This window comes from Pseudoxanthomonas sp. SL93 (genome assembly GCF_026625825.1).
Lineage (GTDB): Bacteria > Pseudomonadota > Gammaproteobacteria > Xanthomonadales > Xanthomonadaceae > Pseudoxanthomonas_A.
The window spans coordinates 3,129,299-3,142,630 of record NZ_CP113065.1 but is presented as its reverse complement, the minus strand read 5'-3'; the positions used below and the strand labels follow the sequence as shown (position 1 = coordinate 3,142,630).

Sequence of the window (13,332 nt, the reverse complement as noted above, 5' to 3'; positions counted from 1 at the left end):
CCCACGCATAGAATCGTGGTGCACAGCAGCAACGGACACGTCATGACCTATTGTGTCGGCATCGAAGTCAACGAAGGCCTGGTCTTCGCGGCGGATACCCGCACCAGCGCCTCGTTCGACGATGTGCGCGTGTACCGCAAGCTGCACGTGTTCGAGTGGCCGGGTGAGCGCGTGTTCGTCATCATGTCCGCCGGCAACCTGGCCACCACGCAGCTCACCCTGTCGAAGTTGCAGCGCGACGCGGACGATCCGAAGGCGCCGCGCAGCCTGCGCTCGTTCTCGCACCTGTACGAAGTGGCCGAGTATGTCGGCGAAACGCTGGTCGCCAGCCAGGCGCGCGTGGTCGACGAGGCGCAGCAGAGTGGCGTCAACGTGCAGTCCACGCTGATCTTCGGCGGCCAGATCGCCGGCGAGCGCCCCGGCCTGTACATGGTCTACCCGCTGGGCAACTGCATCGCCACCTCGCCGGAGACGCCTTACCTGCAGATCGGCGAATCCAAGTACGGCAAGCCGATCCTGGACCGCATCGTGCGACCGGAGACATCGCTGGAGGACGCCGCCCGCTGCGCACTGGTGTCGCTGGATTCCACCATCCGCTCCAATCTGTCCGTCGGCATGCCGGTGGACGTGGCGCTGCTGCGTGCGGGCGACCTGAAGCTGACCCAGAAGATGCGCATGGAAGCCGACACGCCGCTGTATGCGGAGATCCACGATACCTGGTCACGCAAGCTGGAAGCCGCCGTGCACAGCCTGCCTCGGTTCCCGTGGGAACCGCAGACGGTGCAGGAAGCGCCCGCGGGCCCACTGCCGGTGATGCCACCGCGGCGCGTACCGTCGCGGCAGGATCCCGGCGATTCGCAGGGCCAGCAGTAGCGCGGCGATCCCAGGCTCCCTGCCGGTCGCCTGCCGTGAGGACGTTTCTCCACGCCATCGCACTGTTCGTCATCGTGTTCTGCGCGGGGGCGGCGGCGCTCTTCTGGTTGCCCCCGCGCTGGCATGGGTGGACGTGGCCGCTGCTGCTGGGGTGGGGCGTGGTGGCCAGCAAACTGGTGGCCGTGGCGCTGGCATGGCACCGCGAGCGTCGTGGTGGGTCGCGCTGAATCTTCACCGCAAGCTGCGTGTCAGCCGCGGAAGTAGCCTTCTGCCAGGGCAGTGTGCAACGCGCCCAGATGCACCTGTATCTCGTCCATGAACACCGCCGGGTTACGCGCGGCGAGGAATGCGGGGTCCGCATTGCGGGTCAGGCCGATGACGCGATTGAGATGGCGGTCCACCCCCGGCCGTGCCGGCATGGTCGGCAGCACGCTCAGCGCCCGCGCCAGGCAGAACTGCACGCTGCGCGGGAACTCGTTGTTCTGCAGCAGGAAGCGCAACGCCAGTTCGGCGGTGACGCGCTGGCGCATGTGGCGGCGGAACATCTGGTAGGCCGCCAGCGAACGCAGCACGCTCATCCACTGCATGTTCTGGAACCCTTCCCGGTCTTCCTCGTTGCGCGGCGTGACCAGCCCGGACGCACCGGCATCGATGATGCGCGTGGTCATGTCCGCCTGTTCCAGCGCGGTGCCCAGGCGCAGGAACTGGTAGCCGATGTCCCGGCTGACATTCGCGCTGAGCAGGCCCGACACCTTCAGGCAGCCATCGATGATGCGGTTGAGGAACTCCACCCGGTATCGACGACTGAGGCTGCGCTCGCCGTGCGCACCGATGTAGAGATGCAGGTCGTTGACGGCTTCCCATACGTCCTGCGGCAGGCTGTCGCGGATGCTGCGCAGGATCTCGCGCGCCGAATCGACCGAGGTACGCAACGATGAAGGGTTGCGTTCGTCGAGCAGCAGGAACCGGATGACTTCGACATCCCCCACATCGTCGCCCGCATCGGGAAAGCAATCCACGAACTGCTGGCCGGTACCGACGGTCTCGATCAACGGGCGCCATGCGAAGCCCACCGACCGCGGCAGGTCCAGCTGCAACTGGCTGCCGACGCCCACCAGCCGCGCGGTGTTTTCCGCTCGCCGCACGTAACGACTGAACCAGTAGAGATTCTCGGCCACGCGCGACAGCATCAGGCGTGGCCTCCATCCGGCTCGTCGGACAGGTCGACCACCCAGGTGTCCTTGGCGCCGCCCCCCTGCGAGGAATTCACCACCAGCGAACCTTTCTCCATGGCCACGCGGGTCAGGCCGCCGGTGGTCACGTAGATGTCGCTGCGCGACAGCACGAACGGCCGCAGATCCAGGTGCCGCGGCGACGGGCCCTGCTTGGTCACGATGGGGGCGGTGGACAGCGACAGCGTGGGCTGCGCCATGTAGTTGCGCGGGTCCTGCTGGATCAGCGCCTTGAACTTCTCGCGCTGGCGCTTGGTGGAACGCGGACCGATCAGCATGCCGTAACCGCCGGACTCATTGGCTGGCTTGACCACCAGCTTCTCGATGTTGTCCAGCACGTACTTCCGCTCCTTGGCGTTGTGGCACAGGTAGCTGGGCACGTTGGGCAGGATGGGATCCTCGTCCAGGTAGTACTTGATCATCTTCGGCACGTAGGCGAACACGACCTTGTCGTCCGCCACGCCCGCGCCCGGCGCATTGGCCAGCGCCACCTTGCCGGCGCGCCAGCTGCGGATCAGCCCCGGCGCGCCGAGGACGGAATCGGGATGGAAGACTTCCGGATCGATGAACAGGTCGTCCACGCGACGGTAGATCACGTCCACGCGCTGCGGGCCGTACACCGTGCGCATGTAGGTGCAGTCGTCGTCGGCGACGAACAGGTCGCTGCCTTCGACCAGCTCGATGCCCATTGCCTGCGCCAGGTACGCATGCTCGAAGTACGCGCTGTTGAACACGCCCGGCGTCAGCAGCGCGATCACCGGCGTGTTGCCCGGGCGCGGCGACAGCGCCGCCAATGTGTCATAGAGCTGAGACGGGTATTCGTCCACCGGCAGGATCGAACTGGTCTCGAACAGTTCCGGGAAGACGCGCTTGGCCACCATGCGGTTTTCCAGCATGTAGCTGACGCCGGAGGGAATGCGCAGGTTGTCTTCCAGCGCGTACAGCGTGCCGTCGGCATCGCGCACCAGATCGGAACCGCAGATGTGCGCCCAGACGCCGAGCGGCGGCTTCACGCCAACGCAGTGCGGCCGGAAGTTCACCGAATCCTTCAGCAGCATCGCCGGGAACACCTTGTCCTTGACGATCTGCTGCCTGCCGTAGATGTCGCCGATGAAGAGGTTCAGCGCGCGCATGCGCTGCTTCAGGCCGGCTTCGGTGCGTTGCCACTCCTTCAACGGGATGATGCGCGGGATCAGGTCGAACGGCAGCGTGCGGTCGACGTTGCGGCCATCGGAATACACGGTGAAGGTGATGCCCATGACCCGCGCTGCGACGTCGGCGGCGACCTGGCGTTCGGCGATTTCGCGGCCGGACAACCCGGCCAGGTATTCGACGACCCGTCGCGCAGCCGGGCGCGGCCGGCCATCGGCCTGGATCAGTTCATCAAAGGTGGTGGTGCGGTACTTCGCCCAGTCCATTCGCCCTTTCCGCTGCCCGGCACCGGAAAGACCCGGTGAGGGGTGATGCATCGCAACATGCCTGCAAGCATGCGGGCCGTCAAGCCGCACGCCACGTATCTCGCCTCACACTGGCCGGCCGGCACCACCGGTCCGCATGGCCGCGCAAACCGGCGACAATGCCGGCCAGTCCCGCAGGAGCACGCCATGTCCGACGCCCGCCCCGTCGCCCTCGTCACCGGTGCCGCCAAGCGGGTGGGCGCCGTCATCGCACGGCAACTGCATGCGGACGGTTACGACGTGGTGCTGCATTACCGCAGCTCCGGCGCCGACATGCAGGCGCTGGTGGATGCGCTGGAAGCGCAGCGCGCGGGCAGTACGCTGGCGGTCCAGGCGGACCTGGCGGCTTTCGACCGGCTGCCGGAACTGGTGGCGCAGGCAGTGGGTCGCTTCGGCCGCCTGGATGCGCTGGTCAACAACGCCTCTGCCTACTACGCCACGCCCATCGGCACGGTGACACCGTCGCAATGGGATGAATTGTTCGCGTCCAACGCGCGCGCACCGTTCTTCCTGTCGCAGGCGGCGGCGCCCCATCTGAAAGCCAGCGGCGGCGCCATCGTCAACCTGGCCGACATCTACGCCCAGCGCCCCCTGAAGCATCACACCGTCTACTGCATGGCCAAGGCCGCGCTGGTGATGATGACGCAGTCGCTGGCGCGCGAGCTGGGCCCGGAGATACGCGTCAATGCCGTCGCACCCGGCAACGTCCTGTGGTCGGAGAATCCGGTGAAGGCGGAAACATTGGATCTTGTACGCGAACGCACCGCGCTGCAGCGCCAGGGTTCACCCGAGGACATCGCCGATGCCGTCCGCTGGCTGCTGGCCGGCAACCGCTACATCACCGGGCAGGTGATCGCCATCGATGGCGGGCGATCGGTCTTCATCTGAAGCACGACGCGACTGCAGGAAGGAAGCGGCCTGCGCTTCCCGCGCCTCAGCGGCGCAGTACTTTCGCCACCAGTTCCTGGAACAGCGGGGCATCGAGCTTGGCATCGTTCTGCCATGTCATCGCGCCATTGGCATCGCATTCGCCGACCAGGTCGATGTCGATGACGCAGGTGGCCTGTTCGGGGCGGCGCCCCAGGTGGCGCTCGAGCGACTTCAGCCAGTCGGCGAATTCGCTGCGCGGCAGTTCGCTGGCGAGCAGCAACGCCTGGTTGGCATAGCGCGTCGCGTCGCCTTCCACCACGCTGGGGCCGTGGACCACGCCACTGCGGGCGAGGATGCGACCATGGCGCTTCAGGCCATCACGCGCCTGGCGCAGACGGCCTTCCTCGTCGGTGGCGGTGCCCAGCAACAACAGGTAGCGATGCGGATTCACGTCAGGGCCGGCGATGGGACGGGGCCGCCATGATGGCAGAAGCGCCCCGGGCACGTCAGTCGGCGCGGCCGCGTTCGATGATCACGCCCACGGCGATGGCATTGCGCACCGCGCCGGGCTTGCTCAGCCTGAGCCGCATCCACGCCACGCCGAACTCTTCCATCACCAGCGACACGCAGCGCTCGGCCAGCGTTTCCACCAGTCCGAACTCGGACGCCTGCACATACGCGGTAACGCGTTGGCTGATGGCATCGTAGTCCAGCGTATCCGCCACATCGTCGGTCGCGGCCGGAATGCGGTTGTCAAACCCCAGCTCGATGTCGAAGCGCAACGTCTGCCGGATGCGGCGTTCCCAGTCGTGGATGCCGATCACCGCATCCGCTTCGAGACCTTCGATGAAAACCTTGTCCATGGTGACCGTGATGGATGATGGGTAATGGGTGATTGGAATGGTAGCGGCAACGGCAGAACCTGGCTCTCGCGAATCACCCATCACCCATCACGTCATGGCCACCAGTGCCGGCAACGTCGCCATGTCCCAGCGTGGCGTGACCTTCACTTCGGCGGTTTCATGCTGGCCTGCCTGCAGGCGCAGGGCACCGGCGAAGGCGATCATCGCCCCGTTGTCGGTGCACAGCGCCGGGCGCGGGAAGCAGGCGCGGCCGCCGCGCTTGGCGGCGATTTCCTGGAGGCGCGCGCGCAGGCGCTTGTTCGCGCCCACGCCACCGGCGATGACGATCACGTCGCTGCCGGCAGCATCCAGTGCACGCTGGCACTTGATCGCCAGCGTTTCCACCACCGCATCCTCGAACCCGCGCGCGATGTCCGCACGCGTCTGCGCGCTCTGGTCGCTATCGCGCCAGGCCAGCAGCACCTGGGTCTTCAGGCCGGAAAAGCTGAAATCCAGCCCGGGCCGGTCGGTCATCGGCCGGGAAAACCGGTAAGCGCCCGGACGCCCCTGTTCGGCCAGCGCCGCGAGCTGCGGGCCACCGGGATAGGGCAGGCCCATCAGCTTGGCGGTCTTGTCGAAGGCTTCACCGGCGGCGTCGTCCAGCGTTTCGCCCAGCAGGCGGTAACGGCCGATGGCATCCACGGCCACCAGCTGGGTGTGGCCGCCGGAGACCAGTAGGGCGACGAAAGGTGGTTCCGGCGGGTCGTCTTCCATCAGCGGGGCCAGCAGGTGGCCTTCCATGTGATGTACCCCGACGGCCGGGACGTCCAGCGCCCAGGCCAGCGAACGGGCCACGCCCGCCCCCACCAGCAGGGCCCCGACCAGGCCCGGGCCGGCGGTATAGGCCACGCCATCCAGGTCCTGCATGCCCAGGCCGGCTTCGGCCAGGGTCTGCCGGACCAGCGGAAGCAGCTTGCGGACATGGTCGCGGCTGGCCAGCTCGGGCACCACGCCGCCGTACTCGGCATGCAGGGCGATCTGGCTGTATACCGCGTGGGCGCGCAGCCCGGCCGCACCGGACAGGCCCGTGTCGTACACGGCCACGCCGGTTTCGTCACAACTGGTTTCGATGCCGAGGACGCGCATGGCGGGAATCTGGGGCTCCGGATAAGGCGGGACAAGGGGTGGGTTGCAGCGTCCTGCCGAGCCGCTATAATACGCGGCTCGCCGGGCCGATCCCGGTCATCATGTGTACCGGAGATTCCATGCCCAGCGTCAAAGTCCGCGAAAACGAGCCTTTTGAGTTTGCTCTGCGTCGCTTCAAGCGTACCTGCGAAAAGGCCGGTGTTCTGGCCGAAACCCGCAAGCGCGAGTTCTACGAGAAGCCGACCCAGGAACGCAAGCGCAAGGCCGCCGCCGCGGTGAAGCGTCAGCTGCGCCGCAGCTCGCGCGACGTCACCAAGCGCCAGCGCCTGTACTGAGCCGCGTCGCTTCGCCAGAAGCCGGCACGCGCAAGCGTCGCCGGCTTTTTGTGTTTTTTGGCCCCGCCCATCCGGAGAAACGCCCATGTCCCTGAAACAACAGCTTACCGATGACATGAAGGCCGCCATGAAAGCCGGCGAGAAAGACCGCCTGGCCGTCATCCGCCTGATCAACGCCGCCATCAAGCAGCGCGAAGTGGACGAGCGCATCGAGCTGGACGACGCTGCGGTGCTGGCCGTGCTGGAGAAGATGGTCAAGCAGCGCAAGGATTCGGTGAACCAGTTCGAGGCTGCCAGCCGCGAAGACCTGGCCGCCATCGAGCGCGCCGAGATCGTGGTGATCGAACGCTACCTGCCCGCCAAGCTCGGCGAGGCCGAGATCCTGGCCGCCATCGAAGCCGCCATCGCCGAAACCGGCGCTACCGGCCCGGCCGACATGGGCAAGCTGATGGGCGTGCTGAAGCCGCGTCTGGCCGGCCAGGCCGACATGGGCCAAGTCTCCGCGCTGATCAAGAAGAAGCTCGCCGGCTGATCCCCTGCGGAGCCGGCCTGCCGGCTCCGCACTCGCCCGCCACGGCGGGACTAGAATCGCGGGCATGGACAGCCCCGCCATCACCCTGCGCCCGGCCACCCGCGCCGACATCCCGCAGATCCTGGATTTCATCGCCGGCCTGGCCGAGTACGAAAAGCTCGCGCACGAGGCCGTCGCCACGCCCGGCTTGCTGGAACAGCACCTGTTCGGCCCACGCCCCGCCGCCGAGGTGGTGATTGCGCACGTCGACGGCCAGCCGGCCGGCTTCGCCCTGTTCTTCCACAATTTCTCCACCTTCCTCGGCCAGCCGGGTCTCTATCTGGAAGACCTGTTCGTGCTCCCCCCCTATCGCGGACTGGGGCTGGGCAGGCGCCTGATGGTGCATCTGGCGCAACTCGCCGTGGCACGCGGCTGTGGCCGGTTCGAATGGTCCGTGCTGGACTGGAACGCGCCGGCGATCCGGTTCTATCGCGGCCTGGGGGCGGTCGGCATGGAGGAATGGACCGTGCAGCGCGTCAGCGGCGATGCCCTGCGCGCGCTCGCGGCCGCGACACCCTGAGCGCCATGCGGGTCGCCCGCTGACACGGCCGTGACGGCGCGTGCGCGATGCTGCCCGCGTGACCGATGCCCCCCGCCTTCCCGCCCTGCCGTCCCGCCTGAAACGCTGGGGCGACCTCGTCGAGCAGAGCCTGCCGGCCGCGCTGGTGCGACGCTTCATCGAGACCGACCTGATGACACAGGCGGCCTCGCTGTCGTTCTACGCGCTGCTGTCGCTGGCGCCCCTGCTGTTGCTGCTGTTGTGGCTGACCGCCTCGCTCTATCCGCCGGCGCAGCAGTCGCTGGTCGACCAGATCCAGCAGCTGGCGGGGAGCAGCGCCGCCACCGTGGCGGAGACGGTGATCCGCAACGCCAGCGAGCGCCCGGATGTCGGTTCGCTGGCGGGATGGTGGAGCACGGCGCTGCTGTTCATCGGCGCCACGGTCGTGTTCGCGCAGCTGCAGGGCGCGCTGAACCTGATCTTCCGCACCGATGCGCAGCGCCTCAACGGCCCGCTGGCGTGGGTGAAGAAGCGCGTGTTCTCGCTGGGCGTGGTGCTGGCGATCGGCTTCCTGCTGGTGGTATCGATGATCGCCACCACCGCGTTGCAGGTGGTCTTCGCCCGCCTGCCCTCGCTGCTGCCGGCGATCGGCTATGCCACCACGCTGCTGCTGTACACGCTGGCATTCGCCTTCTTCTACCACTACCTGCCGGACCGCCGCGTGGCATGGCGGCAGGCCTTCCTGGGCGGTGCGATCACCGCGGCGCTGTTCGGCGCGGGCCGCTACCTGATCGGCCTGTACCTGGCGGAAGCGGCGCCGGACAGTGCGTACGGCTCGATGGGTGCGCTGGTACTGCTGCTGGTCTGGATCTACTACGCCAGCGTGGTGTTTTTCGTCGGCGCCCTGTTGACGGCCGTGATCGACGAACGCCAGCGCCACCGTGCGCGGGCCGCCGCCCCCGCGCCGCCCTGAGACTGCGCCGGCATGGCATCCTAGTCGGCCATGGCCCGCATCCCCGACGCCTTCATCGACGAACTGCTCGCCCGGACGGATATCGTCGAGGTGATCAGCGCGCGCGTGCCGCTGAAACGGCAGGGCAAGGAATACTCGGCCTGCTGCCCGTTCCATGACGAGCGCTCGCCGTCGTTCACCGTGTCGCCGACCAAGCAGTTCTACCACTGCTTCGGTTGCGGCGCGCACGGTACCGCGCTGTCGTTCCTGATCAACTACGACCGGCTGGAATTCCTGGATGCGGTGGAAGAGCTGGCGCGCCGGAACGGCATGGAAGTGCCGCGCGACACCCAGCAGCGCAACGAGAACAACGATACCCGCGACCTGTTCGGCGCACTGGAAGCGGCGGCACGCTTCTTCCAGCGGCAGCTGGAAACCAGCGACAAGGCGAAGACCTATCTCGATGGCCGCGGCGTCGACGCATCGACGCGCACGCAGTTCCTGATCGGCTATGCACCGGATGGCTTCTCCGCGCTGAAAGACGCGCTGGGTACCGACGAGCGCCGGATGAAACTGCTGGAGCGCGCGGGCCTGTTCTCCAAGAACGACCGTGGCCATGTCTACGACAAGTTCCGCGACCGGGTGATGTTTCCCATCCACGATCGCCGTGGTCGCGTGATCGCCTTCGGCGGACGCGTGCTGCAGAAGGACGACGGCCCCAAGTACCTCAACTCGCCAGAGACGGCGCTGTTCCACAAGGGCCGCGAGCTGTACGGCCTGTGGCAGGTGCGCCAGGCCAACACGAAGATTGCCCGGCTGATCGTGGTCGAAGGCTACATGGACGTCGTCTCGTTGTTCCAGTACGGCGTGAAAGAGGCCGTGGCGACGTTGGGCACCGCGACCACGCCCGACCACGCGGAACTGCTGTTCCGCAACGCGCCGGATGTCTACTTCTGCTTCGACGGCGATGCCGCCGGCCAGCGTGCGGCATGGCGCGCCCTGGAGTCGGTGCTGCCGCGCATGAAGGACGGACGGCAGGCGTTCTTCCTGTTCCTGCCCGATGGCGAGGATCCCGATACCATCGTGCGGCAGGAAGGCGCGCCGGGCTTCGATGCGCGCCTGCAGCAGGCCACGCCGTTGTCGCAGTTCTTCTTCGACGAACTGTCGAAGGACATCAAGCTGACCACCCTGGACGGCAAGGCGCGCCTGGCCGAGCGCGCGCGCCCGCTGCTGGCGCAGATACCGGACGGTGCCTTCGGGGACCTGATGCGCCAGCGCCTCACCGAGATCACCGGCGTCGGCGCGGGCGGCAACGCCAACGCCGCGCCGACCGCCGCCAGCACGCCGCGCCGCCCCGCCAGCGGCAGTGGCAACAAGCCCAGCCTGGTGCGCAGCATCATCGTGCGCATCCTGCACAAGCCGTCACTGGCGTTGGCGATCGAGTCGTCACACGGCTTCTCCGGACTGCGCCACCCCGGCATGGATCTGTTGCTGGAACTGCTGGACATCGTGCGGACACGGCCGGACATCACCACCGGCGCCCTGCTCGAACACTTCGCCGAGCGCGAGGAAGTCAACGCATTGCAGAAGCTCGCGATGCAGGACATTCCAGGCGACGAGGAAAGCTGGCGCACGGAGCTGCTGGATGCCGCCGTGCAGCTGGAAAAACAGACGCTGCAGCAGAGGCTGGACGAACTGCAGGCCAAGCAGCGCAGCATCGGCCTGGACGAAGCGGACAAGTACGAACTGCGTGCCCTGCTGCAGGCCCGCATCGGTCGCCACTGAGGAGCGCCATCATGAAGTCGATCCTGCGTTGTCTGTTCACCCTACTGCTGTGCAGCACGCCCATCACCCTCTTCGCGGCGGAATTCAGCCAGCCCCGCACCAGTCTGCATACCGGTGGCCAGCCCTCGCTGGAAGACCTTGCACGACTGCAGGGGCAGGGCGTGCGTACGGTCATCGATCTGCGCGGCGCGCAGGAAGAACGCGGCTACGACGAAGCGACCGAAGCGCACCGCCTGGGCATGAACTACATCGCGCTGCCGATCGCCGGCAAGGACGACATCACGCCGGCGAATGCGAAAGCGCTGGGCGACCTGCTGGAGGCACAGCAGGGCGACGTGCTGCTGCACTGCGCGTCGGGCAACCGCGTCGGTGCGTTGCTGGCGATGGATGCCGCAGCGCGCGGGGTCCCTCGCGAGGAAGCGCTGGAAATAGGTCGCAAGGCAGGACTGAAAACGCTGGAGCCCGTCGTGGTGGAGAAGTTGGGCGGGCCGGACGCAGCCAAGCCGTTGTAGGAGCGACGTGGGTCGCGACCGCGCAAACAGAGTCGCGTGTAACCCATACCCTACCGACGGACGCTGCGAGACAATGCACGTCGCCGCTGCAATGCATGTCGGTGGCACACGGTCGCGACTGACGTCGCTCCTACAACAGCGGGATCACCCCGCTGGCACAAATTCAATACCGGCAGCCGACGCCACGGGCCGCAACAGCGGCATCACCCAGTGATCCACCAGCAGGAAGGCGAACAACGCCATCAGGTAGACGATGGAGTAGTTGAACACGCGCATGGCGAAGAATTCGTCCGGCGGGTCCAGCAGGCGCCATGCATACCAGAGGAACACCGCCCCCAGCACCAGCGCGCCGCCCAGGTAGAACAGCCCGCTCATGCCGAACACCACCGGCAACACCGTCACTTCCACCAGCAGCACCGTGTAGAACAGGATCTGCCAGCGCGTGTAGGTCACGCCGTGCGTCACCGGCAGCATGGGCACCAGCGCGCGCGCATAGTCCTCGCGGCGGAAGATCGCCAGCGCCCAGAAGTGCGGCGGCGTCCACACGAAGATGATCAGCACCAGCAGCAATGCATGCGGCCAGTCCCACTCGCCCTGCATGCCGGTCATCGTGGCCCAGCCCAGCAGTGGCGGTGCGGCGCCGGCGATGCCGCCGATGACGATGTTCTGCGGCGTGGCGCGCTTGAGGAACACGGTGTAGATCACCGCATAGCCGATCAGCGAGGCGAACGTCAGGACAGCGGTGATGGTATTGACCCACAGCACCAGCACCGCCATCGAGATGGCCGCCAGCACCAGCGCGAACACCAGCGCCTGCCATGGCTTCAGCTGCCCCTGCACCAGCGGACGCCACGACGTGCGCGCCATCTTCGCGTCGATGCGAGAATCCAGCAGCTGGTTGATGGCGGCAGCGCTGGAGGCGGCCAGCCAGATGCCCAGGAAGCCCAGCGCGCCGCGCACCAGCTGCGTGGCATCGGGCAGCCCGTCGATGGCGAGGAACATGCCGACGATCGCGGTGAACACGATCAGCGCCACCACGCGCGGCTTGGTCAGGTCCCAGTACTGCCGGATCGCGAGCGACATGGTCAGTCCGGTCGGCGCAGGCGCGCCAGCAACGAGACCACGGTGAAGAGCAGCAGCACGGCACCCGCGTTGTGGCCCACGGCCACCGGCAACGGCAGGTTGAGCTTGACGTTGAGGATGCCCAGCGTGACCTGCGCCGACACCAGCACCACCAGCGTCACCGCCCAGCTGCGCATGCCCGGCGTGCGGAACAGCCGCAGCGCCAGCGCCAGCAGGTACAGCGCCAGCACCACCGCGACGATGCGGTGGGTCATCTGGATGGCGATGCGCGAGGCGCCGTCCAGCACGCCACCCTCATAGTCCACGCCGATGCCGCGCCACAGCACGAAGCCTTCGCGGAAGTCCGCGGGCGGCCACCACTGCCCCACGCACTTGGGGAAATCCAGCCCGCAGGCGAGCGCCGCATAGTTCGCGCTGACCCAACCGCCCAGCGCGATCTGCGCGCCCAGCAACACCAGGCCGCCGATCAGCCAGCGACGCAACGTGATCGCGTCTGCCAGCGTGATGGGTCGGTCGGTGGCACGCCACGCCATCCATACCAGCAACGAGAACGTCGTCAGGCCGCCCACCAGGTGGCCCATCACCACGATGGGCTTCAGCAGCCACGTCACGGTCCACATGCCCAGCAACGCCTGGAAGATGATCACCGCCAGCGTCAATGCAGCCGCGCGGGCAAGATCCAGGTTCGACCAGCGCAGGGCTGCGAACAACAGCACCGCTTCGCCCAGGATCGCGAGCAGCGACGCCGCGACGTGCTGCCCCTGCATGTACAGCGGTATCGCCGCGGCGACCAGCCCCGCCGCCACCAGGATCTGTGCGATGCCCCAGCGGCGCCGGCGCGCGGCGAGCAGGGCCAGCACCAGCACCAGCACGCCCAGCGCGGCCGCGATGTGGCGGTGCACCTGTTCGCGCCACGCCTTGTGCGTTTCAAACGGACGGATGTCGCTGGCCACGTGCGCGGCCGCTTCGTCCATCGCCTTGGGCCACGCCGCACGCCCGTAGCAGGTCGGCCAGTCCGGGCAGCTCAGCCCGGCATCGGACAGGCGCACGAATGCGCCGAACACCACCACGCACAACGTCAACGCGACAGCCAGCCAGGCGATTCGATGGAAGTGCCTGTGGACGGCAGGGCGGGAATTCACGGAGCGGGCAGTGGCATTCATTGCGTCATGTCG

16 protein-coding genes are annotated in these 13,332 nt (G+C 67.3%); 9 read left to right on the top strand and 7 right to left on the bottom strand.

All coding sequences use genetic code 11. The annotated features are described in order from the left end of the window. Positions 1-42: 42 nt before the first annotated feature. Positions 43-873, top strand: coding sequence for a proteasome-type protease (locus tag OVA13_RS14725; protein ID WP_267791214.1), 831 nt, complete (start codon positions 43-45; stop codon positions 871-873). Positions 874-908: 35 nt separating this feature from the next. Next, positions 909-1,100 carry a hypothetical protein gene (locus tag OVA13_RS14720; RefSeq protein ID WP_267791213.1) on the top strand — a complete coding sequence of 64 codons (192 nt, stop codon included), beginning with the start codon at positions 909-911 and terminating at the stop codon, positions 1,098-1,100. 21 nt (positions 1,101-1,121) lie between these two features. Here the strand turns inward: OVA13_RS14720 and OVA13_RS14715 are convergent, their stop codons facing one another. Beyond that, a complete protein-coding gene (locus OVA13_RS14715) occupies positions 1,122-2,063 on the bottom strand; it encodes an alpha-E domain-containing protein (protein ID WP_267791212.1) in 942 nt (313 codons plus the stop codon). Beyond that, a complete protein-coding gene (locus OVA13_RS14710; protein ID WP_267791211.1) occupies positions 2,063-3,523 on the bottom strand; it encodes a circularly permuted type 2 ATP-grasp protein in 1,461 nt (486 codons plus the stop codon). Before OVA13_RS14710 ends, OVA13_RS14715 begins: the two co-directional genes overlap by 1 nt. Positions 3,524-3,709: 186 nt before the next feature. Here OVA13_RS14710 and OVA13_RS14705 point away from each other — a divergent pair, with 186 nt between their 5' ends. Further along, positions 3,710-4,450 (top strand): pteridine reductase, encoded by a 741-nt coding sequence (locus OVA13_RS14705; RefSeq protein ID WP_267791210.1) that lies wholly within the window; start codon positions 3,710-3,712, stop codon positions 4,448-4,450. 46 nt (positions 4,451-4,496) lie between these two features. On the opposite strand, the gene OVA13_RS14700 is transcribed toward OVA13_RS14705, so the two are convergent. The 3 genes from OVA13_RS14700 to tsaD all read right to left on the bottom strand — a co-directional run bounded on the left by OVA13_RS14700 (position 4,497) and on the right by tsaD (position 6,420). Next, positions 4,497-4,883 carry a 2-amino-4-hydroxy-6-hydroxymethyldihydropteridine diphosphokinase gene (locus OVA13_RS14700; protein ID WP_267791209.1) on the bottom strand — a complete coding sequence of 129 codons (387 nt, stop codon included), beginning with the start codon at positions 4,881-4,883 and terminating at the stop codon, positions 4,497-4,499. A 55-nt stretch (positions 4,884-4,938) separates the two neighbouring features. Beyond that, a complete protein-coding gene (gene folB / locus OVA13_RS14695) occupies positions 4,939-5,295 on the bottom strand; it encodes a dihydroneopterin aldolase (protein WP_267791208.1) in 357 nt (118 codons plus the stop codon). Positions 5,296-5,382: 87 nt separating this feature from the next. Further along, positions 5,383-6,420 (bottom strand): tRNA (adenosine(37)-N6)-threonylcarbamoyltransferase complex transferase subunit TsaD, encoded by a 1,038-nt coding sequence (gene tsaD / locus OVA13_RS14690; RefSeq protein WP_267791207.1) that lies wholly within the window; start codon positions 6,418-6,420, stop codon positions 5,383-5,385. 119 nt (positions 6,421-6,539) lie between these two features. On the opposite strand from tsaD, the gene rpsU reads away from it, so the two are divergent. The 6 genes from rpsU (at position 6,540) to OVA13_RS14660 (ending at position 11,074) form a co-directional block, all read left to right on the top strand. Beyond that, on the top strand, positions 6,540-6,755 hold the full coding sequence (gene rpsU / locus OVA13_RS14685; RefSeq protein WP_002808376.1) for a 30S ribosomal protein S21: 216 nt from the start codon (positions 6,540-6,542) through the stop codon (positions 6,753-6,755). A gap of 85 nt (positions 6,756-6,840) precedes the next feature. Continuing rightward, positions 6,841-7,287, top strand: coding sequence for a GatB/YqeY domain-containing protein (locus tag OVA13_RS14680; protein WP_267791205.1), 447 nt, complete (start codon positions 6,841-6,843; stop codon positions 7,285-7,287). Positions 7,288-7,351: 64 nt separating this feature from the next. Beyond that, positions 7,352-7,846: a GNAT family N-acetyltransferase gene (locus tag OVA13_RS14675; RefSeq protein WP_267791204.1), complete on the top strand. Its 495-nt coding sequence runs from the start codon at positions 7,352-7,354 to the stop codon at positions 7,844-7,846. A 58-nt stretch (positions 7,847-7,904) separates the two neighbouring features. Beyond that, a complete protein-coding gene (locus OVA13_RS14670) occupies positions 7,905-8,798 on the top strand; it encodes a YihY/virulence factor BrkB family protein (protein ID WP_267791203.1) in 894 nt (297 codons plus the stop codon). Positions 8,799-8,828: 30 nt separating this feature from the next. Beyond that, positions 8,829-10,562 carry a DNA primase gene (dnaG, locus tag OVA13_RS14665; RefSeq protein WP_267791202.1) on the top strand — a complete coding sequence of 578 codons (1,734 nt, stop codon included), beginning with the start codon at positions 8,829-8,831 and terminating at the stop codon, positions 10,560-10,562. Between the two features lie 11 nt (positions 10,563-10,573). After that, on the top strand, positions 10,574-11,074 hold the full coding sequence (locus OVA13_RS14660) for a protein tyrosine phosphatase family protein (RefSeq protein WP_267791201.1): 501 nt from the start codon (positions 10,574-10,576) through the stop codon (positions 11,072-11,074). A gap of 144 nt (positions 11,075-11,218) precedes the next feature. Here OVA13_RS14660 and cyoE read toward each other — a convergent pair whose 3' ends face one another. Continuing rightward, positions 11,219-12,157, bottom strand: coding sequence for a heme o synthase (cyoE, locus tag OVA13_RS14655; protein ID WP_267791200.1), 939 nt, complete (start codon positions 12,155-12,157; stop codon positions 11,219-11,221). Between the two features lie 2 nt (positions 12,158-12,159). Further along, positions 12,160-13,320 (bottom strand): COX15/CtaA family protein, encoded by a 1,161-nt coding sequence (locus tag OVA13_RS14650; RefSeq protein WP_267791199.1) that lies wholly within the window; start codon positions 13,318-13,320, stop codon positions 12,160-12,162. Positions 13,321-13,332 lie beyond the last annotated feature (12 nt).

Bases quoted from the DNA above. Each gene is read 5' to 3' on its own strand.
- cyoE (WP_267791200.1), bottom strand. From the start codon at position 12,157: ATGTCGCTCGCGATCCGGCAGTACTGGGACCTGACCAAGCCGCGCGTG.
- OVA13_RS14725 (WP_267791214.1), top strand. From the start codon at position 43: ATGACCTATTGTGTCGGCATCGAAGTCAACGAAGGCCTGGTCTTCGCG.
- OVA13_RS14660 (WP_267791201.1), top strand. From the start codon at position 10,574: ATGAAGTCGATCCTGCGTTGTCTGTTCACCCTACTGCTGTGCAGCACG.
- OVA13_RS14680 (WP_267791205.1), top strand. From the start codon at position 6,841: ATGTCCCTGAAACAACAGCTTACCGATGACATGAAGGCCGCCATGAAA.
- OVA13_RS14710 (WP_267791211.1), bottom strand. From the start codon at position 3,523: ATGGACTGGGCGAAGTACCGCACCACCACCTTTGATGAACTGATCCAG.
- OVA13_RS14705 (WP_267791210.1), top strand. From the start codon at position 3,710: ATGTCCGACGCCCGCCCCGTCGCCCTCGTCACCGGTGCCGCCAAGCGG.
- tsaD (WP_267791207.1), bottom strand. From the start codon at position 6,420: ATGCGCGTCCTCGGCATCGAAACCAGTTGTGACGAAACCGGCGTGGCC.
- OVA13_RS14675 (WP_267791204.1), top strand. From the start codon at position 7,352: ATGGACAGCCCCGCCATCACCCTGCGCCCGGCCACCCGCGCCGACATC.
- OVA13_RS14650 (WP_267791199.1), bottom strand. From the start codon at position 13,320: ATGAATGCCACTGCCCGCTCCGTGAATTCCCGCCCTGCCGTCCACAGG.
- folB (WP_267791208.1), bottom strand. From the start codon at position 5,295: ATGGACAAGGTTTTCATCGAAGGTCTCGAAGCGGATGCGGTGATCGGC.
- dnaG (WP_267791202.1), top strand. From the start codon at position 8,829: ATGGCCCGCATCCCCGACGCCTTCATCGACGAACTGCTCGCCCGGACG.
- rpsU (WP_002808376.1), top strand. From the start codon at position 6,540: ATGCCCAGCGTCAAAGTCCGCGAAAACGAGCCTTTTGAGTTTGCTCTG.
- OVA13_RS14715 (WP_267791212.1), bottom strand. From the start codon at position 2,063: ATGCTGTCGCGCGTGGCCGAGAATCTCTACTGGTTCAGTCGTTACGTG.